This window comes from Piscinibacter sp. PDB5-1 (assembly GCF_056676035.1).
Genome location: NZ_JBWVZL010000002.1, coordinates 263719 through 288817 on the forward strand (window position 1 = coordinate 263719; position 25099 = coordinate 288817).

General features: G+C 67.8%; 26 protein-coding genes. 12 read left to right on the plus strand and 14 right to left on the minus strand.

What is annotated here, in order from left to right; translation table 11 throughout:
• Positions 1-79: 79 nt before the first annotated feature.
• The 6 genes from AC1KAT_RS08550 (at position 80) to AC1KAT_RS08575 (ending at position 6315) form a co-directional block, all read left to right on the plus strand.
• The gene (locus tag AC1KAT_RS08550) at positions 80-1312 is read left to right on the plus strand and encodes a CmpA/NrtA family ABC transporter substrate-binding protein (protein ID WP_480324791.1); all 1233 of its coding nucleotides are present in this window, start codon (positions 80-82) and stop codon (positions 1310-1312) included.
• A 33-nt stretch (positions 1313-1345) separates the two neighbouring features.
• Entirely contained in the window at positions 1346-2254 is a 909-nt protein-coding gene (ntrB, locus tag AC1KAT_RS08555; RefSeq protein ID WP_480326517.1) for a nitrate ABC transporter permease, read from the plus strand.
• Positions 2255-2280: 26 nt separating this feature from the next.
• Complete coding sequence (locus AC1KAT_RS08560) at positions 2281-3078, plus strand: ABC transporter ATP-binding protein (RefSeq protein ID WP_480324793.1); 798 nt, start codon at positions 2281-2283, stop codon at positions 3076-3078.
• A gap of 198 nt (positions 3079-3276) precedes the next feature.
• Entirely contained in the window at positions 3277-5397 is a 2121-nt protein-coding gene (locus AC1KAT_RS08565; protein ID WP_480324796.1) for an ATP-binding protein, read from the plus strand.
• 84 nt (positions 5398-5481) lie between these two features.
• Positions 5482-5853 (plus strand): response regulator transcription factor, encoded by a 372-nt coding sequence (locus AC1KAT_RS08570; protein ID WP_480324798.1) that lies wholly within the window; start codon positions 5482-5484, stop codon positions 5851-5853.
• 3 nt (positions 5854-5856) lie between these two features.
• Positions 5857-6315, plus strand: coding sequence for a chemotaxis protein CheX (locus AC1KAT_RS08575; RefSeq protein WP_480324800.1), 459 nt, complete (start codon positions 5857-5859; stop codon positions 6313-6315).
• Positions 6316-6485: 170 nt separating this feature from the next.
• On the opposite strand, the gene fdx is transcribed toward AC1KAT_RS08575, so the two are convergent.
• The 8 genes from fdx to uvrB all read right to left on the minus strand — a co-directional run bounded on the left by fdx (position 6486) and on the right by uvrB (position 14214).
• Positions 6486-6824, minus strand: coding sequence for an ISC system 2Fe-2S type ferredoxin (gene fdx, locus AC1KAT_RS08580; protein WP_480324802.1), 339 nt, complete (start codon positions 6822-6824; stop codon positions 6486-6488).
• A 16-nt stretch (positions 6825-6840) separates the two neighbouring features.
• A complete protein-coding gene (gene hscA / locus AC1KAT_RS08585) occupies positions 6841-8697 on the minus strand; it encodes a Fe-S protein assembly chaperone HscA (RefSeq protein ID WP_480324804.1) in 1857 nt (618 codons plus the stop codon).
• 11 nt (positions 8698-8708) lie between these two features.
• A complete protein-coding gene (gene hscB / locus AC1KAT_RS08590; RefSeq protein ID WP_480324806.1) occupies positions 8709-9227 on the minus strand; it encodes a Fe-S protein assembly co-chaperone HscB in 519 nt (172 codons plus the stop codon).
• A 94-nt stretch (positions 9228-9321) separates the two neighbouring features.
• Positions 9322-9645 carry an iron-sulfur cluster assembly protein IscA gene (iscA, locus tag AC1KAT_RS08595; protein WP_480324808.1) on the minus strand — a complete coding sequence of 108 codons (324 nt, stop codon included), beginning with the start codon at positions 9643-9645 and terminating at the stop codon, positions 9322-9324.
• Positions 9646-9651: 6 nt separating this feature from the next.
• A complete protein-coding gene (gene iscU, locus AC1KAT_RS08600; RefSeq protein WP_480324810.1) occupies positions 9652-10068 on the minus strand; it encodes a Fe-S cluster assembly scaffold IscU in 417 nt (138 codons plus the stop codon).
• Positions 10069-10119: 51 nt separating this feature from the next.
• Positions 10120-11340 (minus strand): IscS subfamily cysteine desulfurase, encoded by a 1221-nt coding sequence (locus AC1KAT_RS08605; protein WP_480324812.1) that lies wholly within the window; start codon positions 11338-11340, stop codon positions 10120-10122.
• Positions 11341-11376: 36 nt separating this feature from the next.
• Positions 11377-11910: a Fe-S cluster assembly transcriptional regulator IscR gene (iscR, locus tag AC1KAT_RS08610; RefSeq protein ID WP_480324814.1), complete on the minus strand. Its 534-nt coding sequence runs from the start codon at positions 11908-11910 to the stop codon at positions 11377-11379.
• 210 nt (positions 11911-12120) lie between these two features.
• On the minus strand, positions 12121-14214 hold the full coding sequence (gene uvrB, locus AC1KAT_RS08615; protein ID WP_480324816.1) for an excinuclease ABC subunit UvrB: 2094 nt from the start codon (positions 14212-14214) through the stop codon (positions 12121-12123).
• A gap of 131 nt (positions 14215-14345) precedes the next feature.
• On the opposite strand from uvrB, the gene AC1KAT_RS08620 reads away from it, so the two are divergent.
• The 6 genes from AC1KAT_RS08620 to nth all read left to right on the plus strand — a co-directional run bounded on the left by AC1KAT_RS08620 (position 14346) and on the right by nth (position 19246).
• On the plus strand, positions 14346-15545 hold the full coding sequence (locus AC1KAT_RS08620) for an amino acid aminotransferase (RefSeq protein ID WP_480324818.1): 1200 nt from the start codon (positions 14346-14348) through the stop codon (positions 15543-15545).
• 223 nt (positions 15546-15768) lie between these two features.
• The gene (locus AC1KAT_RS08625) at positions 15769-17130 is read left to right on the plus strand and encodes a polyhydroxyalkanoate depolymerase (protein WP_480324820.1); all 1362 of its coding nucleotides are present in this window, start codon (positions 15769-15771) and stop codon (positions 17128-17130) included.
• A 28-nt stretch (positions 17131-17158) separates the two neighbouring features.
• Positions 17159-17842, plus strand: a complete 684-nt coding sequence (rsxB, locus tag AC1KAT_RS08630) for an electron transport complex subunit RsxB (RefSeq protein ID WP_480324822.1) — start codon at positions 17159-17161, stop codon at positions 17840-17842.
• Between the two features lie 187 nt (positions 17843-18029).
• Positions 18030-18227 carry a CsbD family protein gene (locus AC1KAT_RS08635; protein ID WP_480324824.1) on the plus strand — a complete coding sequence of 66 codons (198 nt, stop codon included), beginning with the start codon at positions 18030-18032 and terminating at the stop codon, positions 18225-18227.
• Between the two features lie 99 nt (positions 18228-18326).
• Positions 18327-18548 (plus strand): hypothetical protein, encoded by a 222-nt coding sequence (locus AC1KAT_RS08640; RefSeq protein ID WP_480324826.1) that lies wholly within the window; start codon positions 18327-18329, stop codon positions 18546-18548.
• Between the two features lie 53 nt (positions 18549-18601).
• The gene (nth, locus tag AC1KAT_RS08645) at positions 18602-19246 is read left to right on the plus strand and encodes an endonuclease III (protein WP_480324828.1); all 645 of its coding nucleotides are present in this window, start codon (positions 18602-18604) and stop codon (positions 19244-19246) included.
• Here nth and AC1KAT_RS08650 read toward each other — a convergent pair.
• The 6 genes from AC1KAT_RS08650 to cbiB are packed head-to-tail and all read right to left on the minus strand — an operon-like array spanning position 19197 to position 25070.
• The gene (locus AC1KAT_RS08650) at positions 19197-19793 is read right to left on the minus strand and encodes a histidine phosphatase family protein (RefSeq protein WP_480324830.1); all 597 of its coding nucleotides are present in this window, start codon (positions 19791-19793) and stop codon (positions 19197-19199) included. The genes nth and AC1KAT_RS08650 overlap by 50 nt on opposite strands.
• Before the next feature lie 22 nt (positions 19794-19815).
• The gene (cobS, locus tag AC1KAT_RS08655) at positions 19816-20625 is read right to left on the minus strand and encodes an adenosylcobinamide-GDP ribazoletransferase (protein WP_480324832.1); all 810 of its coding nucleotides are present in this window, start codon (positions 20623-20625) and stop codon (positions 19816-19818) included.
• The gene (gene cobT / locus AC1KAT_RS08660; RefSeq protein ID WP_480324834.1) at positions 20622-21668 is read right to left on the minus strand and encodes a nicotinate-nucleotide--dimethylbenzimidazole phosphoribosyltransferase; all 1047 of its coding nucleotides are present in this window, start codon (positions 21666-21668) and stop codon (positions 20622-20624) included. Before cobT ends, cobS begins: the two co-directional genes overlap by 4 nt.
• Before the next feature lie 50 nt (positions 21669-21718).
• Positions 21719-23185: a cobyric acid synthase gene (locus tag AC1KAT_RS08665; RefSeq protein ID WP_480324836.1), complete on the minus strand. Its 1467-nt coding sequence runs from the start codon at positions 23183-23185 to the stop codon at positions 21719-21721.
• Positions 23182-24156 carry an aminotransferase class I/II-fold pyridoxal phosphate-dependent enzyme gene (locus AC1KAT_RS08670; RefSeq protein ID WP_480324838.1) on the minus strand — a complete coding sequence of 325 codons (975 nt, stop codon included), beginning with the start codon at positions 24154-24156 and terminating at the stop codon, positions 23182-23184. The genes AC1KAT_RS08665 and AC1KAT_RS08670 overlap by 4 nt, the downstream gene beginning before the upstream one ends.
• The gene (gene cbiB, locus AC1KAT_RS08675; protein ID WP_480324840.1) at positions 24147-25070 is read right to left on the minus strand and encodes an adenosylcobinamide-phosphate synthase CbiB; all 924 of its coding nucleotides are present in this window, start codon (positions 25068-25070) and stop codon (positions 24147-24149) included. Before cbiB ends, AC1KAT_RS08670 begins: the two co-directional genes overlap by 10 nt.
• Between the last annotated feature and the right edge of the window lie 29 nt (positions 25071-25099).

Sequence of the window (25099 nt, forward strand, 5' to 3'; positions counted from 1 at the left end):
TTTCCGCCTTCTCACGCAGGCCACGAACCGACCCAACTTGAGAACTGCCATGACCAGCCCCCTCATTCGAAAGACCGCGATGACCCGCCGAACCCTGATCAAAGCTGCCGCTGCCACCAGCGCCGCCGGCATGGTGCCGGGCCTGAACACCGCCGTGTACGCCCAGGGCTCTGACAAGCCCGAGAAAGAAGAAGTCAAGATCGGCTTCATCCCGCTGACCGATTGCGCCTCGGTGGTGATGGCCTCGGTGCTGGGCTTCGACAAGAAGTACGGCGTGAAGATCATCCCGACCAAAGAGGCCTCGTGGGCCGGTGTGCGCGACAAGCTCGTCAACGGCGAGCTCGACATGGCCCACGTGCTGTACGGTCTGATCTACGGCGTGCACCTGGGCATCGGCGGCCCCAAGAAAGACATGGCCGTGCTGATGAGCCTCAACAACAACGGCCAGGCCATCACGCTGTCGAAGGCGCTGGCGGACAAGGGTGCGGTGGACGGCCCCTCGCTCGCCAAGGTGATGGCCAAAGAGAAGCGCGAATACACCTTCGCGGGCACCTTCCCGACCGGCACGCACGCGATGTGGATGCACTATTGGCTGGCCGCCGCCGACATCAACCCGCTGTCGGGCGCCAAGCTCATCACCGTGCCGCCGCCGCAGATGGTGGCCAACATGCGCGTGGGCAACATGGACGGCTTCTGCGTCGGCGAGCCCTGGAACCACCGCGCCATCATGGACGGCATTGGCATCACGGCCAACACCACGCAAGACATCTGGAAGGACCACCCCGAGAAGGTGCTGGGCACCACCGGTGACTTCGTCAAGAAGTACCCCAACACCGCGCGCGCCGTGATGATGGCCGTGCTCGAAGCCGGCCGCTGGATCGACGCCAGCCTGCAGAACAAGATGAAGATGGCCGAGACGGTGGCGCAGAAGTCGTACATCAACACCGGTGTCGATGCGATCAACCAGCGCATCCTGGGCCGCTACCAGAACGGCATGGGCAAGACCTGGGACGACCCCAACCACATGAAGTTCTTCAACGACGGTGCGGTGAACTTCCCGTACCTGAGCGATGGCATGTGGTTCCTCACGCAGCACAAGCGCTGGGGCTTGCTGAAAGACCACCCCGACTACCTGGCCGTGGCCAAGCAGGTCAACCAGATCGACCTCTACAAGCAGGCCGCTGGCGCCTTGAAGATCAACGTGCCCAAGGACGTGTTGCGCACCACCAAGATGATCGACGGCGTGGTATGGGACGGCAAGGACCCGAAGAAGTACGCCGACGGTTTCAAGATCAAGGCAGGCGTGGCCTGACCCTCAGGCAGATTGCATTTCAAGGAGTCCATGATGGTCAGTGCAGTGTTCCATTCGCCGCTCGACGCGGCCAACGAAGCGAAGAGCGCCAAGGCGGCCAAACCCGCCAGCGCGCCCAGCGCCACCCCGAAGCCGGCCGCAGCGCCCGCCATGCCCAAAGCCTCGATCGACTGGCCCGGCGTGGCCCTCAAGGTGCTGGCACCGCTGGTGGGCATCGGCTTGCTGGTGGGCATCTGGGCCTTGCTCACGATGAACGGCGGCAACTTCCCGACGCCTGCGGCCACCTTCGATGCGGCCGTGAAGCTGTTCGCCGACCCGTTCTACAGCAACGGGCCGAACGACCAGGGCATCGGCTGGAACATCCTGCTGTCGCTGCAGCGCGTGGCCATCGGCTTCGGGCTGGCCGCGCTGGTGGGCATTCCGCTGGGCTTCATGATCGGCCGCTTCGAGTTCTTGAACAGCATGTTCTCGCCGCTGATCAGCCTTCTGCGCCCGGTGTCGCCGCTCGCGTGGCTGCCCATCGGCCTGCTGGTGTTCAAGGCCGCCAACCCGGCCGCGGTGTGGACGATCTTCATCTGCTCGATCTGGCCGATGATCATCAACACCGCTGTGGGCGTGCAGCGTGTGCCGAGCGACTACCTCAACGTCGCCCGCGTGCTGAACCTGTCCGAGTGGAAGGTGATGACGCAGATCCTCTTCCCGGCCGTGCTGCCCTACATGCTGACCGGCGTGCGCCTGTCGGTGGGCACGGCCTGGCTCGTGATCGTCGCGGCTGAGATGCTGACCGGCGGCGTGGGCATCGGCTTCTGGGTCTGGGACGAGTGGAACAACCTGAACGTGCAGCACATCCTGATCGCGATCTTCGTGATCGGTGTGGTCGGCCTGGTGCTTGAGACCGCCCTGGTCGCCATCGCCAAGCGCTTCACCTACGCCGACGTCTGAGCCGGCGCATCGAAAGGAATCACGCCATGAAGAACTTCATCGAAGTCCAGAACGCCGAGATGGTGTTCAGCACCAAGAAGGGCCGCTTCCACGCCCTGCGCGAGATCAACCTGACGGTCGGCAAGGGCGAGTTCGTCACGCTGATCGGTCACTCGGGCTGCGGCAAGAGCACGCTCTTGAACCTGATCGCCGGCCTCACGCTGCCCACCAGCGGCGTGCTGCTGTGCGACAACCGCGAGATCGCGGCCCCCGGGCCCGAGCGCGCGGTGGTGTTCCAGAACCACTCGCTGCTGCCCTGGCTGACCTGCTTCCAGAACGTGCACCTCGCCGTCGAGCGCGTGTTCGGTGGCAAGGAAAGCAGCGCGCAGCTGAAGGCCCGCACGATGGCCGCGCTCGAACTGGTCAACATGGGTCACGCAGCCGCCAAGCGGCCGCATGAAATCTCGGGGGGCATGAAGCAGCGCGTGGGCATCGCCCGTGCGCTGGCGATGGAACCCAAGGTGCTGCTGATGGACGAGCCCTTCGGCGCCCTCGACGCGCTGACGCGTGCCCACCTGCAGGACGAGCTGCTGAAGATCGTGGCGCGCACGCACAGCACGGTGGTGATGGTCACGCACGACGTGGACGAAGCGGTGCTGCTGTCCGACCGCATCGTGATGATGACCAACGGCCCGGCCGCGACCATCGGCGAGATCTTGTCGGTCGAGCTCGACCGCCCGCGCAACCGTGTCGAGCTGGCCGAAGACACGCGCTACGTGCACTACCGCAAAGAGGTGCTCGACTTTCTGTACACGCGCCACGGCCACGTCGAAAAAGCCGCTTGAGCGGCAGACGCCGCGCTGCTGCACAGGAGTGGGCACGCAGCGCGGCGTCGCACCCGGGAAGGTGGACAGGGGGCCCGGGGGAGTCTGGGTGATTGGCCGAGGAATTGCTCCTCGGCCCTTTTGCGCGCGCGCTTGAGGTGCGCAGAGCTTGGCGTGCCGCCAGAGCACGTTTGATATCCACCGTTGGGAGAGGGAACCATGTCCACGTCCGCCACCCTGGGCTTCGATGCGCTGCGCCCCAAGCACGCGTCCACCGCCCTGCCCCGCCCCACGCTCGGCTTCACGATCGGCAAGTACCGCGAGATCCTGGTCGCGGTCGCGTTCTTTCTGCTGTTCGACCTGGCCGTGCTGGTGCTGAATTTCTATGTGTCGTTCCAGATTTCGGAAGACGCGGTCTCGATCAACCTGGCCGGCCGGCAGCGCATGCTGACGCAGCGCTTGTCGAAGGCTTTGTATGCGTCAGAACTCGCCGTGGCGCAGGGCCCGTTACCCCAGACCCTGGCCGATGAACTGAAGCTCGCCACCAAGCTGTTCGACGACACCATCCAGGGCTTTCGCCAGGGTGGCACCGTGACCGGTGGCGACGGCAAGCCGGTGCGACTGGTGCCCGCAGCCGGCCCCAAGAGCGCCGACATCCTGGCCCGCGCCACGACGCTGTGGGACCCGTGGCGCAGCATCCTGATCCCCCTCAGCGCGGCCGGCACCTCGGCCCAGCCGAGTCAGATCAAGTCAGCGGCCGACTACGCGCGCCGCAACAACCTCGCCCTGCTGGGCCTGATGAACGAGCTGACCACCGACCTCGAATCGGCCGCCTCGCACCGCGCCTCGGTGCTGCGCATGGTGCAGACGGGCGGCATCGTGCTCGCGCTGCTGAACTTCGTGTTCATCCTGTTCAAGTTCATCCGCCGGCTGCGCCAGTCGGACGAAGCCATCGAGCAAGCCTCTGAAGAAACACGCGAAATCTTGTCGGTGGTGCGCGAAGGCCTCTTCCTGCTGACGCCCGAGATGAAGCTCGGCACGCAGTTGTCGAAGTCGGTCGCGGCCATGTTCGGCCGGCCGGTTCAACCGGGCGACGACTTCCTGGCCACGCTGGCACCGCTGGTGTCCGAGAAGACGCTCGACGACGCACGCGGCTACGTCGAGCTGCTGTTCGCGCCCCACGTGCGTGAAGAGCTGGTGCAGAGCATCAACCCGCTGACCGAAGTCGAACTGAGCGTGACCGACGCGCTCGGCCAGCGCCGCTCGCGCCACCTGTCGCTGCGCTTCAGCCGCGTGCTCGAAGGCCAGCAGGTGCGCCACCTGCTGGTGACGGTGCAAGACGTCAGCTCGCGCATCGAACTTGAGCAACGCCTCGAAGGCGAACAACGCCGCGCGCAACGCGAGTTCGACCTGCTGGTGCGCGCCTTCGAGACCGACCCGAGCGCACTGCGCGGCTTCGTCGAGCGCGCCGAGTCGTCGTTGCTCGAAGTGAACGACCTGCTGCGACAGGTCGAAGCGTCGAGCGACCCCAAGCAACTGCGCCGCACCGTGGACGCGATCTACCGCCACGTGCACGCGGTGAAGGGCGAAGCCTCGATGCTGTCGCTCGACCTGCTGACCGCCACCGCGCACGATTTCGAGTCGCAGCTTCAGCAATTGCGCGAGTCGCCCAGCGTGGCGGGCGATGCGCTGCTGGCCCTGCCCTTGCCGCTGGAAGACCTGCTGACGCGGCTGCAGGCGTTGAAGCGCTCGGTGCTGCGCGAGCGCGCCATCGCACCGCAGTCGCAACCCGCCTTCGACGTGCAACTCGCCGCGTTGGTCGAGCGCATGTCGCACGAGACCGGCAAGCCGGCGCAGCTTTCGGCGTCCATCGCCACGCTGACCGCGCTGCCTTCGCGCATCCACGAGTCGCTGCAGAAGATCGCGCTGCAACTGGTGCGCAACGCGCTGATGCACGGCGTTGAAGACACGACCAGCCGCGCCGCGCAGCACAAGCCGCTGACGGCCACCATCGACGTGCAACTGCACCGCGACGCCGACAACACCATCGAGCTGGCCGTGCACGACGACGGGGCCGGGCTCGACCTCGACTCGGTGCGGCAACGGCTCATCGCGCTGGGGTGGATGACGCCACCGCAAGTGGCCGAGCTGAGCGACGCGCAACTCGCCTCGCAGATCTTCAAGCCCGGGTTCTCGACCGCGAAGGCCGCCGGCGAACACGCCGGCCGCGGCGTCGGGCTGGACATCGTCTCGGCCGAAGTTCGCCGCCTGGGCGCACGCCTGCTCGTGTCGAGCCGGCCGAACCAGGGCATGAGCTTCCGCGTGCGGTTGGCAGGCTGACGACATGATGGCCCCCACACTCACGTCGTTCACTGCCCCCCGAGGGGGCACCCCGCACCTTCGGCGCGGCCGGGCGGTGCGGCCATGAAACTCCTCGTCGTAGACGACTCGAACATCGTGCGCACGCGCATCGCCCGCATCGTGCAGAAGGGCGCGCTCGGGCCCATCACGCTGGTGGGCATGGCGCGCAATGGCGAAGAGGCGCTGCGCGCCGCGCGCCAGGCCGCGCCCGACATCGTGACCATGGACCTGACCATGCCCGAGATGGACGGTCTGGCCTGCATCCCGGCGCTGCTGGCCATGCACCGCGCCACGCGCATCCTCGTCATCAGCGCGCTGGACGACAAGTCCACCGCCATCCGCGCGCTGCGCCTGGGTGCCCAGGGCTTTCTGCCCAAACCGTTCAGCGACGACGACCTGCAACTCGCCCTGCTGGGGCTCATCCAAGCGAACTGACCCATGCCCGCATTGAAAGAATCCGACCTGCGCCTGTTCGTCGATTCGGTCAGGCGCTACTTCGAGGTCACGAGCCGCATCTCGCCCGAGATCACCTCGGCCTTTCTCGGCGTGGACAAGGTCGTCGGCCACGAGTTCAACGGCGTCGTGAGCTTCTCGGGGCCGTTCACCGGTGACGTGACGGTGTCGCTGCCGCTGAGCGCGGTGCGCGAGTTGCTGCTGATCCAGCACGAGACCACGCTGAACGAATCGAACCTGCTCGACGCGGTCGGCGAAATCGCCAACACCCTGGCCGGCAACGCGCGGCGCACGCTGGGCAAAGAGCTCGAGATTTCGGTGCCGGTGACCCGGCGCGGCACGATGAACACGCAGCCGCGTGCGCGCAAACACCCGTACGTGATCACCTTCCGCTGGAACACCTACCCCGGCATGGTCTGCGTGGACCTGGCCGAGGCGGCGTGAACCCGCGCACCCGAGAGCGCAGGCCAGCGCTGGCACATGACTTGCTGAAGAAGCACAGCCGGTGTCTGCACCGGCTGTTATCTCCTCAGTAGGGCCGCTGGCCTTTTATCGACCTCCTGGCGCCACGCCAGGAGGTTTTTTTCTGGGCTGCGCGCAGCCGCACGGCGGCGTCAATGCTTCTCGCGGGCGTGGTTGATCGAGTACTTGGGGATCTCGATCGTCACGTCGTCCTTGGCGAGGATGGCCTGGCAAGACAGGCGCGAGGTGGGCTCCAGGCCCCAGGCGCGGTCGAGCAGGTCTTCTTCGACTTCATCCAGCTCGCCGAGCGATTTGAAGCCGTCACGCACCACAACGTGGCACGTGGTGCACGCCGCGCTCATTTCGCAGGCATGTTCGATCTCGATGCCGTTTTCGAGCAGCGCCTCGCAGATCGAGGTGCCGGCCGGGGCCTTCACTTCGGCGCCGTTGGGGCAGTAGTCGGGGTGGGGGAGGATTTTGATGATGGGCATGGTTGGCCGCGCCTGTTCAAACGTCTTCGACCCGGCGGCCAGCCAGCGCCTGGCGGATGCCCCGGTTCATGCGCTCGGCCGCGAAGGCCTCGGTGCCCTTGGCCAGGGCTTCGACGGCGGTGTCGATGGCAGCGTGGTCGTCGCCCTCGCGCGCCGTGGCCAGCGCCGTCAGCAGCGCGTCGATGGCCTGCAGCTGGGCGGCATCGAGCAGGTCGCCGTCGGCAGCGAGCGCCGCCCGCGTGGCGAGCAGCATGCGTTCGGCCTCGACGCGCGACTCGGCCAGGCTGCGCGCACGCATGTCCTCTGCGGCGGTGCTGAAGCCTTCTTTGAGCATGCGGGCGATGTCGTCGTCCGTGAGGCCATAGCTGGGCTTGACCGTCACCGAGGCCTCGACGCCCGAGGCTTCTTCTTTGGCGCTGACGCTCAACAGGCCGTCGGCATCGACCTGGAAGGTCACGCGGATGCGCGCGGCACCGGCCACCATCGGCGGCATGCCGCGCAGCTCGAAGCGCGCGAGCGAGCGGCAGTCGCTCACCAGCTCGCGTTCGCCCTGCACCACGTGGATGGCCATCGCGGTCTGGCCGTCTTTGAAGGTGGTGAAGTCTTGCGCGCGTGCGGTCGGGATGGTGCTGTTGCGCGGGATGATCCGCTCAACCAGCCCGCCCATGGTCTCCAAGCCCAGCGAAAGCGGGATCACATCGAGCAGCAGCAGTTCTTCGGCGCCGGCATTGCCCGCCAGCGCGTTGGCCTGGATGGCCGCGCCCAGCGCCACCACCTCGTCGGGGTTCAGGTTGGTCAGCGGCGTCTTGCCGAAGAAGCCGCCCACGGCCTGCTGCACGCGCGGGATGCGCGTCGAGCCGCCCACCATCACCACGCCTTGCACCTCGGCCACCGTGGCCTTGGCGTCGCGCAGCACCTTGCGCACCGCCGAGAGCGTGTTCGCCACTAGGGGCTCGATCAGCGCCTCGAACTGCGCACGCGTCACCAACACCGACAGCTCGGCGTCGCCGATGGGGCAGGCCAGCGTCACGTGATCGACCGACGAGAGCTTTTCTTTCGCAGCGCGCGCGGCGACCAGCACGGCGCGCTTGTCTTGCGCGCTGCCGGCGCTCAACCCAGCCTGCGCGAGGGCCCAGTCGGCGAGTGCACGGTCGAAGTCGTCGCCGCCGAGGGCCGAGTCGCCGCCGGTGGCGATCACCTCGAACACGCCCTGCGACAGGCGCAGCAGCGACACGTCGAAGGTGCCGCCGCCGAGGTCGTACACGGCGTACAGGCCCTCGGAGCCGTTCTCGAGCCCGTAGGCGATGGCCGCCGCTGTCGGCTCGTTGATGAGGCGCAGCACGTTCAGGCCGGCCAGTTGCGCGGCATCTTTCGTGGCCTGGCGCTGCGCGTCGTCGAAGTACGCGGGCACGGTGATCACCGCGCCGAACAACTCGTCGTCGAAGCTGTCTTCGGCGCGCTGGCGCAGCGTGGCAAGAATTTCGGCCGACACCTCGACCGGCGATTTGACGCCGGCAATGGTCTGCACCTGCACCATGCCTGGCGCGTCGATGAACTCGTAGGGCAGCTTCTCGCGGTGCGCGATGTCGGCCAGGCCGCGGCCCATGAAGCGCTTCACCGACACCAGCGTGTTGCGCGGGTCGATGGCGGCCTCGGCCAGGGCCTCATGGCCGATCTGCCGACGGCCGCCATCGAGGTAGCGCACCGCCGACGGCAGGATCACGCGCCCCTGGGCGTCGGGCAGGCATTCGGCCACGCCGTGGCGCACGGCGGCGACCAGCGAATGCGTGGTGCCGAGGTCGATGCCGACGGCAATGCGCCGCTGGTGCGGATCGGGAGCCTCCCCCGGCTCGGAAATCTGTAGCAAGGCCATGGTCGTTCGTTCTACTGTCCCAGCGCGTCGAGGCGCTGATCGATGTCTTCTGCAAAGCGTTCGACGAACATCAGCGCCCGCACCTGCTGCGCGGCAGCCGCATGGTCCTGCTGTTCGTCGATGAGGGTCTTGAGGCGGGCCAAGGCCTGTTCACGGTGGGCCAGCACCTCGTGGTGCAGCGATTCGACGGCGTCGAGCGAGGCGGCATCGTCGAGCGCCTCGCGCCATTCCATCTGCTGCATCAGAAAGCCGGTCGGCATCGCGGTGTTGCTCTCGGCCTGCACCGGCGCGCCGTGCAGTTCGCACAGATAGGCGGCGCGCTTGAGTGGGTCTTTCAGGCGCTGGTAGGCCTCGTTCACCCGCACGGCCCATTGCATGGCCACGCGCTGCGCGGCCGCGCCTTCGGACACGAAGCGATCGGGGTGGACCTGCGCCTGCAAGGCGCGCCATTGGGCGTCGAGCGTCGAACGGTCCAGGGCAAAGCACTTGGGCAGTCCCAAGAGTTCAAAGTCGTCCGAATCGAGCTTCATGGCGTCAGCACAGCCGAAAGAAACGGTCCAAAGGAATCACACAAGAAAAAGGCGCGGCATCGCGGCCGCGCCTTGTCGTTCGTGACCGCGACGGTCACACCCGGAAGGATTCGCCGCAGCCGCAGCGGTCTTTCTCGCGCGGGTTGTGGAACTTGAAGCCTTCGTTCAACCCCTCGCGCACGAAGTCGAGTTCGGTGCCTTCGATGTACGGCAGGCTCTTCGGGTCCACCAGCACCTTCACGCCATGGCCTTCGAAGACCACGTCTTCGGGCGCCACTTCATCGGCATATTCGAGCTTGTAGGCCAGGCCCGAGCAACCCGTCGTCTTCACGCCCAGGCGAACGCCGACGCCCTTGCCCCGTTTGGCGATGTAGCGCGACACATGGCGGGCCGCTGCTTCGGTCAGGGTGACAGCCATGTCCACTCAGTGCGCCGCCGACGCGGGTGAGGCGCTGGCACTCCCGGTCTTCGCCTTGTAGTCGTTGACCGCTGCCTTGATGGCGTCTTCGGCCAGGATCGAGCAGTGGATCTTCACCGGCGGCAGGGCCAGTTCTTCGGCGATGTGCGTGTTCTTGATGGTCAGCGCCTCGTCGAGCGACTTGCCCTTGACCCATTCGGTGACCAACGACGACGAAGCGATCGCCGAGCCGCAGCCGTAGGTTTTGAACTTCGCGTCTTCGATCAGCCCGGTGCTCGGGTTGACCTTGATCTGCAGCTTCATCACGTCGCCGCAAGCCGGCGCCCCGACCATGCCCGTGCCCACGGTGTCGTCGCCTTTTTCGAAGGAGCCGACGTTGCGCGGGTTTTCGTAGTGGTCCACGACCTTGTTGCTGTATGCCATCTCAGTTCTCCAAATCTCTTCGCTGTCGTCTGCGACCCGGGTGGTGGCGTGTCAGTGCGCCGACCACTGGATGGTGCTGATGTCGATGCCGTCCTTGAACATCTCCCACAGCGGCGACAGCTCGCGCAGCTTGGCCACGCGGTCCTTCAACGTCGTCACGACGTAATCGATCTCTTCGGTCGTCGTGAAACGGCCGATCGTCATGCGCAGGCTCGAATGCGCCAACTCGTCGCTGCGGCCGAGCGCGCGCAGCACATAGCTGGGCTCCAGGCTCGCCGAGGTGCAGGCCGAGCCCGACGACACCGCGATGCCCTTGATGCCCATGATCAGCGACTCGCCTTCCACGTAGTTGAACGACATGTTCACGTTGTGGGGCACGCGCTGTTCGGCGTGGCCGTTGAGGAAGGTCTGCTCGATGCCCGAGAGGCCGTCCATCAGCCGCTTTTGCAGCATGCGGATGCGCTCTTGCTCGGTGCCCATTTCTTCGCGGGCGATGCGGAAGGCTTCGCCCATGCCGACGATCTGGTGGGTCGGCAGAGTGCCCGAGCGCATGCCGCGCTCGTGGCCGCCGCCGTGCATCTGCGCTTCGAGGCGCACACGCGGCTTGCGGCGCACATACAAAGCGCCGATGCCCTTCGGGCCGTAGGTCTTGTGCGAGGCCAGGCTCATCAGATCGACCGGCAGCTCGGCGAGGTCGATCGCCACCTTGCCCGTCGCCTGTGCCGCATCGACGTGGAAGATGATGCCGCGCTCGCGGCACAACGTGCCGATGGCGCGCATGTCTTGAATGACGCCGATCTCGTTGTTGACGAACATGACCGACGCCAGGATAGTGTCGGGACGCAGCGCGTCCTTGAATTTGTTCAGGTCGAGCAGGCCGTCTTCCTGCACGTCGAGGTAGGTGACCTCGAAGCCCTGGCGCTCGAGTTCGCGCATGGTGTCGAGCACGGCCTTGTGCTCGGTCTTTACCGTGATCAAGTGCTTGCCGCGCGACTTGTAGAAGTGCGCCGCGCCCTTGAGCGCCAGGTTGTTTGATTCGGTGGCACCCGAGGTCCACACGATTTCGCGCGGGTCGGCGCCGATCAGCGCCGCCACGTCTTCACGCGCTTTTTCGACCGCCGCCTCGGCCTCCCAGCCCCACGCATGGCTGCGCGAAGCGGGGTTGCCGAAGTGCTCACGCAACCAGGGGATCATGGCGTCGACGACGCGCTGATCCACTGGCGTCGTGGCGCCGTAGTCCATGTAAATCGGGAAATGCGGGGTGAGGTCCATGGGCTGCGGAAGGCGTGGCAGGACGGCGGGCGCTGCTTACTTGGTCAGCGAGCCACCGAGGGCGAAAACGGAATTGGGCGCGGTGATCTTGATCGGCTTGACGACCGGCTGGGTCGAGATCGCGCGCTTGACGGGTTGTTCTTCGATCGAGACGCCCTTGGCGAGCTGCTCATCGACCAGCTTGCGCAGCGTGATCGAGTCGAGGTACTCGATCATCTTGGCGTTGAGGCTGGCCCACAGGTCGTGCGTCATGCAACGGCCCGAGTCCTCGCCCATGCAGTTCTCTTTGCCGGCACAACCGGTGGCGTCGATCGGTTCATCGACGGCGACGATGATGTCGGCGACGGTGATTTCTTCGGACTTGCGGCCCAGGGCGTAACCGCCGCCGGGGCCACGCGTGCTTTCCACCAGTTCATGGCGGCGCAGCTTGCCGAAAAGCTGCTCGAGGTAGGACAGCGAAATCTGCTGGCGGGCACTGATGGCGGCCAGCGCAACAGGGCCTGTGTTCTCACGCAATGCCAAGTCGATCATCGCGGTCACGGCAAAACGGCCTTTGGTGGTCAGACGCATGAATTTCCTCCTGATGCCGAAAAGGCAAAACAATTTGAATCAACGGGCGTCTTCATGGCTTTCTTGGGCCCGGCGGCAAGGGTGGGGGAACCCCTGGAGAGTCCGACGAGATTGCTCAAGTTTACCTGAAGCCGACTGATTCGGTCGGCATTGCCGCCCGAAGTTCCCTGGTGCGCGCAGGGATTTGTTGCACTGCGCAACGCCGCAAGACTACTTCGAAATCGGCACGATGTTGTCGGTGCCCGGCGCCCCGAAGGCTTGCTCGCGCAAGAGCGAGAGTTGATCGCGCACGCGGGCGGCCTTCTCGAATTCGAGGTTGCGCGCGTGTTCGAGCATCTGCTTCTCAAGCTGCTTGATGCGCTTGCCGAGGTCTTTTTCCGAGAGCGCTTCGACTTCGGCCGCGTTTTGGGCGGCCTTGAGGTCGTCCTTTCCGGACTTCTCGGAGTACACGCCGTCGATCAAATCCTTGATCTGTTTTTGCACGCCGCGGGGCGTAATACCCTCGGCCAGGTTATGGGCAATTTGCTTGTGCCGACGACGTTCGGTCTCGTCCAGGGCCCGCCGCATGGAGTCGGTGACCTGGTCTGCGTACAGGATGGCCCGCCCGTTCAGGTTGCGAGCCGCGCGGCCGATGGTCTGGATCAATGACCGTTCCGAGCGCAGGAACCCCTCCTTGTCGGCGTCCAGGATGGCCACCAGCGAAACCTCGGGAATGTCCAGCCCCTCGCGCAACAGGTTGATGCCGACGAGCACATCGAAGGTGCCCAGGCGCAGGTCGCGCAGGATTTCGACCCGCTCGACGGTGTCGATGTCGCTGTGCAGGTAGCGCACCTTCACGCCGTTGTCGGCCAGGTAGTCGGTCAGCTGCTCGGCCATGCGCTTGGTCAGCGTGGTGATGAGGACGCGCTCGTTCTTCTCGACCCGGTCGCGGATTTCCTGCAGCACGTCATCGACCTGGTGCGTGGCGGGTCGCAGTTCGACCACCGGATCGACCAGCCCGGTGGGACGCACGAGCTGTTCGACGACCTGCCCGGTGTGCGTCTTCTCGTAGTCGGCCGGCGTGGCCGACACGAAGACCACCTGGCGCATCTTCTTTTCGAACTCTTCGAATTTCAGCGGCCGGTTGTCGAGCGCGCTCGGCAGGCGAAAGCCATATTCGACCAGCGTGGTCTTGCGCGCCCGGTCGCCGTTGTACATACCGCCCAACTGGCCGATCAGCACGTGCGATTCGTCGAGGAACATCAGCGCATCGGGCGGCAGGTAGTCCACCAGCGTCGAGGGCGACTCGCCGGGCGCCGAGCCCGACAGGTGCCGGGTGTAGTTCTCGATGCCTTTGCAATGGCCGATCTCTTGCAGCATTTCGAGGTCGAAGCGCGTGCGCTGCTCCAGGCGCTGGGCCTCGACCAGCTTGCCGGCCGCCACCAGCTCGGCCAGCCGCTCGCGCAGTTCGGCCTTGATGGTGTCGATGGCCGCCACGACGCGGTCGCGCGGCGTCACGTAATGGCTGGACGGGTACACGGTGAAGCGTGGAATCTTCTGACGGATCTTGCCGGTCAGCGGGTCGAAGAGCTGCAGCGATTCGACCTCGTCGTCGAAGAGCTCGATGCGAATCGCCAGTTCTGAATGCTCTGCCGGAAACACGTCGATCGTGTCGCCGCGCACGCGAAACGAGCCGCGGGAAAAGTCGATTTCGTTGCGCGTGTACTGCATGCGGATGAGCTGCGCAATCACGTCGCGCTGGCCCATCTTGTCGCCCACGCGCAGCGTCATCACCATGCGGTGGTAGTCGCTCGGGTTGCCAATGCCGTAGATGGCCGACACGGTGGCCACGATGACCACGTCGCGCCGCTCCAGCAGGCTCTTGGTGGCGCTGAGGCGCATCTGCTCGATGTGCTCGTTGATCGAGCTGTCTTTCTCGATGAAGAGGTCGCGCTGAGGCACGTAGGCCTCGGGCTGGTAGTAGTCGTAGTAGCTGACGAAGTACTCGACCGCATTCTTCGGAAAGAACTCGCGGAACTCGCTGTAGAGCTGCGCGGCCAGCGTCTTGTTGGGGGCGAAGACGATGGCCGGGCGGCCCATGCGGGCGATCACGTTGGCCATCGTGAAGGTCTTGCCCGAGCCGGTGACGCCCAGCAGCGTCTGGTAGCTCAGCCCGTCTTCCATGCCCTCGACGAGCCGAGCGATGGCGGTCGGCTGGTCCCCCGCCGGCGGGTACGGCTGGAACAGCTGGAAGGGTGAATCGGGGAAGCTCACGAACTCCCCTGCGACGGGGGCGGTGTCTTCGACGGCGGTGGGCTCGGGCATGGCAGATAAAATTCGCGACCTTCGTTGGCGGTTCGCCACTTGCAGCGGGCCGAAGGGCGACCGCGCAGGGTAGCCCAAAACCCCAAGACCTCACCTCTCTCTCCGCCGCTCTACTGACAAGGACTGTCACCATGACTTCGCTGTTCGCCGCCGTCGAAATGGCCCCCCGCGACCCCATCCTGGGCCTGAACGAGCAGTTCAACGCCGACCCGAACCCGAACAAGGTGAACCTGGGCGTGGGCGTGTACTACGACGACAACGGCAAGCTGCCGCTGCTGAAGTGCGTGGCCGAAGCCGAGCGCCAGATGCTCGAAGCGCCCAAGGCGCGCGGCTACCTGCCCATCGACGGCATCGCGGCCTATGACAAGGCCGTGCAAGGCCTGGTGTTCGGCGCCGACAGCGCGGCCGTGAAAGAAGGCCGCATCGCCACCGTGCAAGGCATCGGCGGCACCGGCGGCCTGAAGATCGGCGCCGACTTCCTGAAGCGCCTGAACCCGAACGCCAAGGTGCTGATCAGCGACCCGAGCTGGGAAAATCACCGCGCCCTGTTCACCAGCGCCGGCTTCACGGTCGAGACCTACCCGTACTACGACGCCGCCAAGCGCGGCATCAACGTCGAAGGCATGCTGGCCGCGCTGAACGCCGCGCCGGCCGGCACCATCGTGCTGCTGCACGCCTGCTGCCACAACCCGACCGGCTACGACCTCACGCCGGCGCAGTGGGGCGACGTCATCCAGGCCATCAAGAGCCGCAACTTGGTGGCCTTCCTCGACATGGCCTACCAAGGCTTCGGCGAGGGCATCGCCGAAGACGGCGCGGTGATCGGCCAGTTCATGACCGCCGGCATCAACATCTTCGTCTCGACCTCGTTCTCGAAGAGCTTCTCGCTTTACGGCGAACGCGTTGGCGCGCTGAGCGTGGCCTGCGAGAGCCAAGAAGAAGCCGGCCGCGTGCTTAGCCAGCTGAAGATCGTCATTCGCACCAACTACTCGAACCCGCCGACGCACGGCGCGCAAGTGGTCGCCACGGTGCTGACCACGCCGGCCCTGCGCACGATGTGGGAAGACGAACTCGCCGGCATGCGCGTGCGCATCAAGCAGATGCGCGAAGCGCTGCAGGCCAAGCTGCAGGCCGCTGGCGTGAAGCAGGACGTGAGCTTCATCACGCGCCAGAAGGGCATGTTCAGCTACTCGGGCCTCAGCAAGGACCAGATGCAGCGCCTGCGCAGCGAGTTCGGCATCTACGGGGTCGATTCGGGCCGCATCTGCGTGGCCGCGCTCAACAGCAAGAACATCGACGCGGTCGTCTCGGCGATCGCCAAGGTGAGCTGACCGCCGGCTCCAGGCCGGCGGCGGGGCATTCCAGCGCACCCGTTCGACGTTTGAAAAGAGGGAAACACCTGCCCCGCAACTCGTGGGGCGAGTCATTCCGCTTTTCCACCGCTTTTTGAGGTTTTCCAAGGCCCAATTGGGTGCACGATCAAAAGTGCGTGCCTAGAATGCTGCGACGCACAAATCCCGACCGCTGCGTCGCCCTGCCCCGCGAGGAATCCTCATGCTGTACCAGCTTTATGAAGCCCACCGTGCGTTGTTGAGCCCCTTCTCGGAGTTCGCCAGCGCCTCGTCCAAGCTCTACAGCCACCCGCTGTCGCCCTTCACGCACACGCCGATGGCGCAGCGTGTGGCCGCCGGGCTCGACCTGATGCACCGGCTGGCGAAGGAATACGAGAAGCCGGCCTTCAACATCACATCGGTCAAGCTGGACGGCGTGGACGTCGCCGTGCAAGAGCAAGTCGCCATCGAGAAACCGTTCTGCCGCTTGCTGCGCTTCAAGCGCTTCACCGACAACCAGGAACTCCTGGGCAAGATGAAAGAGCAGCCGACCGTGCTGGTGGTCGCGCCGCTGTCGGGTCACCACTCGACGCTGCTGCGCGAAACGGTGCGGGCGCTGCTGGTCGATCACAAGGTGTTCATCACCGACTGGACCGACGCGCGCATGGTGCCGCTCGAAGCCGGCCCCTTCCACCTGGACGACTACATCTTCTACGTGCAGGACTTCATCCGGCACATCGGACCCGAGGTCAACGTGATGTCGGTGTGCCAACCAACCGTGCCGGTGCTTGCCGCCGTGTCGCTGATGGCGAGCAACGGCGAAGCCACGCCGCGCACGCTGACGATGATGGGCGGCCCGATCGACGCGCGCCTGAGCCCCACGGCCGTCAACAACCTGGCCACGAACAAGAGCTACGCTTGGTTCGAGAACAACGTGATCCACCGCGTGCCGGTGAATTACCCCGGTGCGGGGCGCGCGGTGTACCCGGGCTTCCTGCAGCACAGCGGGTTCATCGCGATGAACCCGGACCGCCACCTGAACTCGCACTACGACTACTTCCTCGACCTGATGCGCGGGGACGACGACAGCGCCGAGTTCCACCGCACCTTCTACGACGAGTACAACGCCGTGCTCGACATGCCGGCCGAGTACTACCTTGACACCATCAAGACGGTGTTCCAGGACTTCGCGCTGGTCAACGGCACCTGGGAAGTCGAGGGCCAACTGGTGCGCCCGCAAGACATCACCGACAGCGTGCTGCTCACCATCGAGGGCGAGCTGGACGACATCTCGGGTGCGGGCCAGACGCGTGCGGCACACGATCTGTGCACCGGCATCCCGAAAGAGCGGCAGTTCCACTACGACGTCAAGGGCGCCGGCCACTACGGCATCTTCTCGGGCAGCAAGTGGCGCGAGAAGGTGTACCCGATGGTGCGCGACTTCATCGCCACCCACCAGTCGGAAAAGCCGGTCGCCAAGCCTGCCAAGGCGGCGAACGCGCGCACCGCCAAGCGGGCCGCCGCGAGCAAGTCTTCGATGACGGCGCAAGCGCGCAGCACGCCGCAGCGCAAGAAAGCGCGATGACGCAGATGCCGCGTCGCGCCATGCGGGCGTGAGTGCCCCCATCCGCCAGGGCCCGGCCCTGGTCGAAGCGCTCGACGCGGCCCTGCCGCAGACGCAATGCACGCGCTGCGGTTACCCCGACTGCCGACGCTATGCCGAGGCCATCGCCGCTGGAGAAGTCGGCATCAACCAGTGCCCGCCCGGCGGCGATGCCGGCGTGCACCGTCTGGCCGCCTTGACGGGCCGCCCCGCCCTGCCCCTGAACCCGGCCCACGGCCACGAAGGGCCGCGCCAGTTGGCCGTCATCGACGAAGACTGGTGCATCGGCTGCACGCTGTGCCTTGACGCCTGCCCGGTGGACAGCATCGTCGGTGCGCCGAAGCGCATGCACACGGTCATCGACGCCTTGTGCACCGGCTGCGAGCTGTGCGTGCCGGTGTGCCCGGTCGATTGCATCTCGCTCGTCAATGCCAGCGGAACGCGCACCGGCTGGGACGCCTGGAGCGCCGAAGCCGCCAAAGAGGCGCGCTCGCGCTACGACTTCCACCGCGACCGCCTGGCGCGTGAAGAGCGCGAGCGGCGCGAACGCCTGGCCGCGCGCGCCGCAGCGCCCATGGCCGCGCCCCCCGGCGCTTCGCCTCCTTCTCCCGCAGCGCCCACCGCCGCAGCCGCCGACAAGAAGGCGCTGATCGCCGAGATGCTGGCGCGCGCGCGGGCCCGCCGGCTGGACTGACCCCCTGGCCGGTGCCGGCACCTGTGGGCACATTCCTACAGAAGGTCGCGGCCCGATCCCACAAGTCACGCTGAGCGCCACCGACGTGGGCACTCGGGCGCACACCCTACGCTGCGTCTCAGGAACGGTCAGAAGCACCCGCCCATGGCGGCCAGACCGGTCCACTCAACCGCAGCAAGGAGCCGAGATGAACCGCGATCGCATGGCTGGCCAGTGGAAGCAGATCAAAGGCAAGGTTCGCAAGAACTGGGGCCAATGGACCCGCGACGACCAGGCCATCGAACGCGGCGAGCGCGAACAGCATTCCGGCAAGTTGCAACGCACCTACGGGATTCGCCAAGATGAAGCCCGGCAGCAAATCCGTGAGTTGCAGGCGCGTTACTGAGTTCGCGGTGGCTCGCGCGTTGCGAGCGCTGCAACGCCAGCGCGCGCGCATGCGGGCGGCCCGCCTCATTGGTGCGCACCGCGCCGTGGAGCCCCTGCCATGCTCAAGGCCCTGACGCTGCTGGCGGCGATCGGTGCGGCGGTGGCCGGGCCGGGCAGTTGCGGCGATCAATCGGTGCCTGCTGCGCCCAAGACCGGCGGGTGGCCCCAGGCGTTCGCCTTTGCCACACCGCCCGCCGGTCCGGCCTCGGACCCGCCGGTGATTCCCATTCCACCCAGTTCGCCCACGGGCCCGCCGCCACCGGCATCGGCGCCGCGCTGAGCAGGCGCGCGTTCAAAGAGCCCAATCACTGGCCGCTGCCAGAATGCGCGGCCATGAAAGCCGCGTCCATCGAGCCCTTTTTCGCCACGCTTCGGGCCGCCAACCCGAACCCTGTCACCGAGCTGGAATACACCAACGTGTTCGAGCTGCTGGCCGCCGTGCTGCTGTCAGCGCAGGCCACCGATGTGGGCGTCAACAAGGCCACGCGCCGGCTCTTTGCGGTGGCCAACACGCCGCAGAAGATGCTGGCGCTCGGGCTGGATGCGGTCACGGAGCACATCAAGACGATCGGCTTGTTTCGCAACAAGGCCAAGAACCTGATCGAGACCTGCCGAATCCTCGTCGAACAACACGGCGGCGAGGTGCCACGCACGCGCGGGGCGCTCGAGGCGCTGCCGGGCGTGGGCCGCAAGACGGCCAACGTGGTGCTCAACGTGGCTTTCGGCGAGCCGACGATGGCGGTGGACACGCACATCTACCGCGTGAGCAACCGCACCGGGCTCGCGCCGGGCAAGAACCCGCTCGAAGTCGAACTGAAGCTGCTGAAGCGCGTGCCCGCCGAGTACCTGGTGGATGCCCACCACTGGCTGATCTTGCACGGGCGCTACGTGTGCCAGGCGCGCCGGCCGCTGTGCGAGCAGTGCGCCGTCAGCGCATGGTGCGACTCGGCACCGCAGGGCTTGCGCGCGGCGGCGTGACCGGGCCCGGCTCGGCCACGCGCTCGCCGTAAGCCACGGCGGCGGGCCAATCGGCGGCGAGCAAGGGCGGCGTCTTGCCAGCCTGCACCCAGCGCCAGGCGTTGATCCACCCGGCGTGGGCCACCACGCACACGGGCCGCCCCTCCAGCGACTGCACCCAGGCCTCGCAGCGCGCCATCAACGCGAGCACGGCCTCGCCCTCGCCGGGCGCGTGGTGCGCGAAGTCGGCGCACCAGGCGTCCACCGCCTCGGCGCCGATGGCTGGCCACGGCTGGCCGTCCCAACGGCCGAAATCGAGTTCGCGCAGGCGGGCGTCGATGCGGTGCCGCCAGCCCCAGCGGCGCAGCCAGCGGCCCACGTCGGCACAGCGCTGCAGCGGGGACGTCCACACCTCGCGCGGACCACCTTCTCGGCGCACGGCCTGGCGGATGCGGTGGGCCAAGCGCTTGGCCCGGCGGCGATCGACCGCGAGGTCGGTGATGCCGATGCAGCGGCCCACGGCACTTTCGGGGCGCGGGTGCCGCCAAAGCCACAAAGACGTCACCACCGCCCACCCGCCGGCACCGGGCTCACCATGACATGCGCATCACGTTCTGCATCAGCACCCAGCCGATCAGCACCGCGAGCTCGGTGAGCTGCTGCGCCGCACCGAGCGTGTCGCCGGTGATGCCACCCAGCCGGCGCGCGAACCAGTTGCGGCACCACAGCGCCATGAGCACCGCGCCGGCCAGGCCGGCGAGCACGTGCGCCCACCAGTGCATGCGCCACAAGAACAGCAGCGCGGCCACACCCAGCACCCACTGCAGCGCCACCGTCTGCGTGGCGCGCGACACGCCCTGTGCGAGCGGCTTGGCCTTGGACGCATTCGGGTCACCCACATAGGGCAGTTGGCGGATCAGCACCACCGGCACCGCGCGCGACGCGGTGTGCGCCAGCAGCCAGGCCGCGCACAGCGACGCGATCGGCAGCGTGGACAGCAGCGACACCTTCAGGCCCAGCGTCAGCACCAGCGCGACGACGCCATAGGTGCCCAGGCGCGAATCTTTCATGATCTCGAGTGCGCGCTCGGGGCTCGCGCTGCCGCCGAGGGCATCGAAGGTGTCGGCCAGGCCGTCTTCGTGGAAGGCCCCGGTGAACACCACGGTGGTGATCAGCGCGAGCCACAGCGCCGCATCGAGCGACACGAAGCGCGTGGCGACCGCGACCACGCAGACCGCCACGACACCGACAAAGAAGCCCACCAGCGGAAAGTAGCGCGCACTCGCGTTGAGCCAGTCGGGCTGGAAGCCCACCCAGGAGGGCACCCCCGCGCGCGTGAGGAACTGCACCGCCACGAAGAACAGGCGCAGTTCGTGGCGCCAGTCGAAGGCGGCGCTCATCGTGCGGTGGACCGGTCGGACACTCCCGCGGACTCGAAGCTCGCCATCTGGTCGAGCAACTGCAGCGCGCTCACGAGCAAGGGCCACGCGAGCGCAGCACCCGAGCCTTCGCCCAGGCGCAGGCCCAGGTCGAGCAGCGGCTGCGCGCCCAGGTGCCGCAGCATGCGCATGTGGCCGCTCTCGGCCGAGTAATGCGCCCACACGCAGTAGCCCAGCACCTCGGGCACGAGGCGCGCGGCCACCAGCACCGCCGCGCCGACGATGAAGCCATCGACGACGACCGTGCGGCGCTCGTGCGCGGCCTGCAGCACGGCGCCGACCAGCATGGCGATCTCGTAGCCCCCCATCGCAGCCAGCGCGTGCAGCGGGTTGGTCGCTTCGCGGTGGCGCTTTTGCACCTCGCGCAAGACCATCAGCTTCATCGCCAGGCCGTTGTCGTCGAGACCGGTGCCGCGGCCCACGCAATCGGCCAGGTCTTCGCCGGTGAGTTGCGACAGCAGCAGCGCCGCGCTCGACGTGTTGCCGATGCCCATCTCGCCGAGCAGCAGCGCGTTGCCGGGCAAGGCGCGCACGACTTCGCGGCCGGCGTCGATCGCCTGCAGGCACTGCGCGGTGCCCATAGCCACCCCGCGGCGCATGTCGTTCGTGCCGGGGCCAATCTTGCGAAGCACCAGGCCGGGCCGTGGCGCAAAGCTGTGGTTCACGCCAGCATCGACCACCGTCAGCGCAATGCCGTGCTGGCGCGCGAGCACGCTGACGGCCGCACCACCGGCGAGAAAGTTCTCGACCATCTGCCAGGTCACGTCGCTCGGGTAGGCCGACACGCCGTGCGCGGCAAGGCCGTGGTCGCCGGCGAACACCACCAGTTGCGGCGATTCGAAACGCGGCGACTCGCGGCGCTGGATCAGCCCGACCTGCATCGCCAGCGCCTCGATTCGGCCCAGCGAGCCGAGCGGCTTGGTCTTGCGGTCGAGGCGGTGCTGAAGGGCCTGGGCGAGCGCCGCGTCATGCACGGCGGCGACGGAAGGAAGGTCGGGGGTCATGTTGTTGTTTTGACGGGGCGACGAAGTCGGCAGCGAATCGACAAAAGCCATCAGCCACGCCCCTTCTGCAAGAGGGCGTGGAGCGAACCTGGCGCGAAATGCGCGTCCACGAAATCGGCCAGGCCGTCGAAGACCGCATCGAGCGTGGGCACCGTGGCACCGAACAGCGCCCGCAGCACCTCGGGCGACTCGAACAGGCCGTGGGCATAGACGCCCAGCGTCGCGCCCTGCTGCCAACCGATCGGCTCGCCCTCGGCGTTGCGCAGCACCTCGGTCGCGCGCGCGAGGGCCGGATGCTGCACCGTTTGCCCGTGGCGGATCTCATAGCCCTCGAAGCTCACAGGGTCGAGCGCTTGCCAGGGCGCGCCCAGCGCGGCAAAGCGGGCGTGGGTGCGGGCCAGGCGCTTGTCGCGCGCGAACTGCGTGACCAGCGGCAAGAGCCCGAGGCCCGCCGCGTTGCCGTCGATGCCGTGCGGGTCGATCAGCGACTCGCCCAGCATCTGCAGGCCGCCGCAGATGCCCAGCACCGCACCGCCGCGCGCGGCGTGGGCGTTGATGGCGGCGTCGAGCTTTTGCGCGCGCAGCCAGGCCAGGTCGCCGCTGGTGTGCTTGGAGCCGGGCAGGACCACCCAGTCGGCACCGGCCAAATCGGCCGGTGTGCGCGCCCAGCGCAGGCGCACGCCGGGCAGGTTGCGCAGCGGCTGGAACTCGTCGAGGTTGCTGATGCGCGGGTAGGCGACGACGGCGATCTGCAGGCCTTCGTGGGCGCCGCTGGGCGCGTCGTCGAACACGCCGTCTTCCTCGGGCAGGCCGTGGCCACGCCACATCGGCAGCACGGCAAGCGTGGGCACGCCGGTCAGGTCTTGCAACTGCTGCGGGCCGGGCGCCAGCAGCGCGGCGTCGCCCCGGAAGCGGTTGAGCACGAAGCCGTGGATCAACGCGCGTTCATCGGCCGGCAGCAACTGGTGGGTGCCGTAGAGGTGGGCGAAAGCGCCACCGCGGTCGATGTCGGTCACCAGCAGGCACGCGGCCTTCGCCTCGCGGGCGGTGCGCATGTTCACGTAGTCGCTCGCGTGCAGGTTGATCTCGGCCGGCGACCCCGCGCCTTCGATCAGCACCAAGTCGTTCTCGCGCATCAGCGCGTGCAGCGCCTCGCGCGCATGCGGCCACAGCGCTTCGCTGCGCTGGCGCCAGGGCACGGCGGCGAGGTCGGGCCGCACCTCGCCCATCACGACGACCTGGCTGGCGGTGTCGCGCTCGGGCTTGAGCAGCACCGGGTTCATGCGCACCTCGGGCTGCGCACGCGCGGCCAGCGCCTGGAAGTACTGCGCGCTGCCGATCTCGCCCGGACAGCCATCGAGGCCTGGCACGACCCGCGCGTTGTTGCTCATGTTCTGCGCCTTGAAGGGCGCGACCTTGAGCCCCTGGCGGGCGTACCAGCGGCACAACGCGGTGGTGAGCCAGCTCTTGCCGGCGTTGCTGGTGGTGCCGAGCACCATGAGGGCGCGCGCGGTCATGGCAAGGCGTGCCAGGCGGCGACCAGCGCGTCTTGCGCCTCGGGTTGCTGCACGCTCACGCGCATCGCGCCCGGCAGGCCCAGGCCGGTGGCGTCGCGCAGCTTGATGCCGTGCGCGCGCAATCGGTCGATGGCATCGGCCCGCTCGCAGCGCGCCACGAAGAAGGGCGTGACGCTCGGCTCGCACGTCCAGCCGATGCCGGTGAGCTGGTCGAGCAGGCGCTGCTTCCACGCGCGCAGCGTGGGCTGGCACGCGCGCACCCAGGCCTGCGTGTCGTCGCGCGCCCAGGCCGACAGCATCGCCACACCGTGCGCGCCGAGCGGCCACGACGGCGCGGTGTGCGCGAGGCGGTCGAGCCAGACGTCGGCCCCGGCGGGTGCGATGGCGTAGGCGCCGCGCACGCCGGTCAGGCCCAGCGCCTTGTTGGGCGACACCAGGCGCCACGCGGTGGCCGGTGGCACGGCAGCGGCGCCGTCGAGGCGCAGCGGTTCGTAGGCGGTGTCGATGACGAGCAGGGCTTCGTCGCGCACGAGCGGCGCGCGGGCGGTGCTGCCGCGCGGGCTGGCCGGCTCGGTGTGCCACACGAGGCGGGCGTCACCGGCGGCCCGCAGCGGCAGGCCGCAGGCTTCGGCGGCGCGGCGGTAGTCGCCATAGCCGGGGCTCGGCGCGTGCACGCTGGCGTGGGGTTCGTGCCGCGCCACGGTGTGCGTGAGGCGCTGGATGAATTCGCTGGCGCTGGCCGCCACCACGATGCGCTGCGCCGGCACGCCGTGCAGGGCGGCGAGCCACGCGCGCAGCTCGGCGTAGGCGGGGTCGGGGTAGCGGCTCGCGTCGGCTTCGCGCACGGCCGCCAGCGCCATCGGCGCGGGGCCGCAGGGGTTGGCGTTGGTCGAGAAATCCCAGCGCGGCACGCCGGCGGCGTCGGGCCCGCCGTGGTCGTGCCCGGGGGCAAGCTTCGACGTCACGCCCATGCCCCGCCCCCCGGCCACACCAGCGCCACGAGGACCAGCCCGAGCAGCGCCAAGCCCACGGCCACCCAAGCCGCGCGGCCCGACAGGCGCAGCGCCTCGGTCAGGTCGGCCGCGGTGGGCGCGTGGCCCGCGTCGTTCAGCACATACACACCGGGCTTGGACAGGCGCGCGCGCAGTTGCAAGGCCATCGCGCCCATCGGCCAGCCGCCGTTTGGCGAGGGCGTGCGCATCGCTTCGCGGCGCAACTCGGCGCTGGCCGCCGCGCCAAAGCGCGGGCGCAGCAGGGCGGCGGTGAGGCGGGCGGGCACGAACGACAGCACGTCGTCGGCGCGCGCGGCCCACTTGCCGGCCCATTCCCAGACGCCGCGGTAGCCCCACATCGCGTCCATCGTGTTCGCGGCGCGGTAGATCAGCGCCCCGGGCAGGCCGGCGACGGCAAACCAGAACAGCGGCGCGATCACCGAGTCGTTGAGGTTCTCGGCCAGGGTCTCGATGGCGGTTTCGCGCACCTGCGCTTCGTCGAGCTGGCTGACGTCGCGGCTCACCAAGCGGGCCAGCCGCTCGCGTGCAGGCCCGATGCCTTGCGCCAGGGCCGACTCGACCGCGCGCACCTCGTCGCGCAGCATGCGCCACGCAAAGCTCGGCTTGAGCGCCAGCGCCACGGCGACCACACCCCAGGCGCTGTGCGCGAGGGCCGCTTCGAGCCAGAAGCCGAGCGCACCCACTGCGGCCACCACGACCGACCACGCCAGCGCGCCGCCGAGCAAGGCCGCTCGGGGCGCGAGCACACGCAGCCGGCAGCCGAGCGGCCACAGCACGCGCCCGAGCCAGGCCACGGGGTGCCAGCGGTTGGGGGGCTCGCCGAAGGCGGTGTCGAGCACCCAGGCGAGCAGCAAGGCGAAGGCAGAGGTCATCGGGGGGGCGATGATGGCCCAGGTGGGCG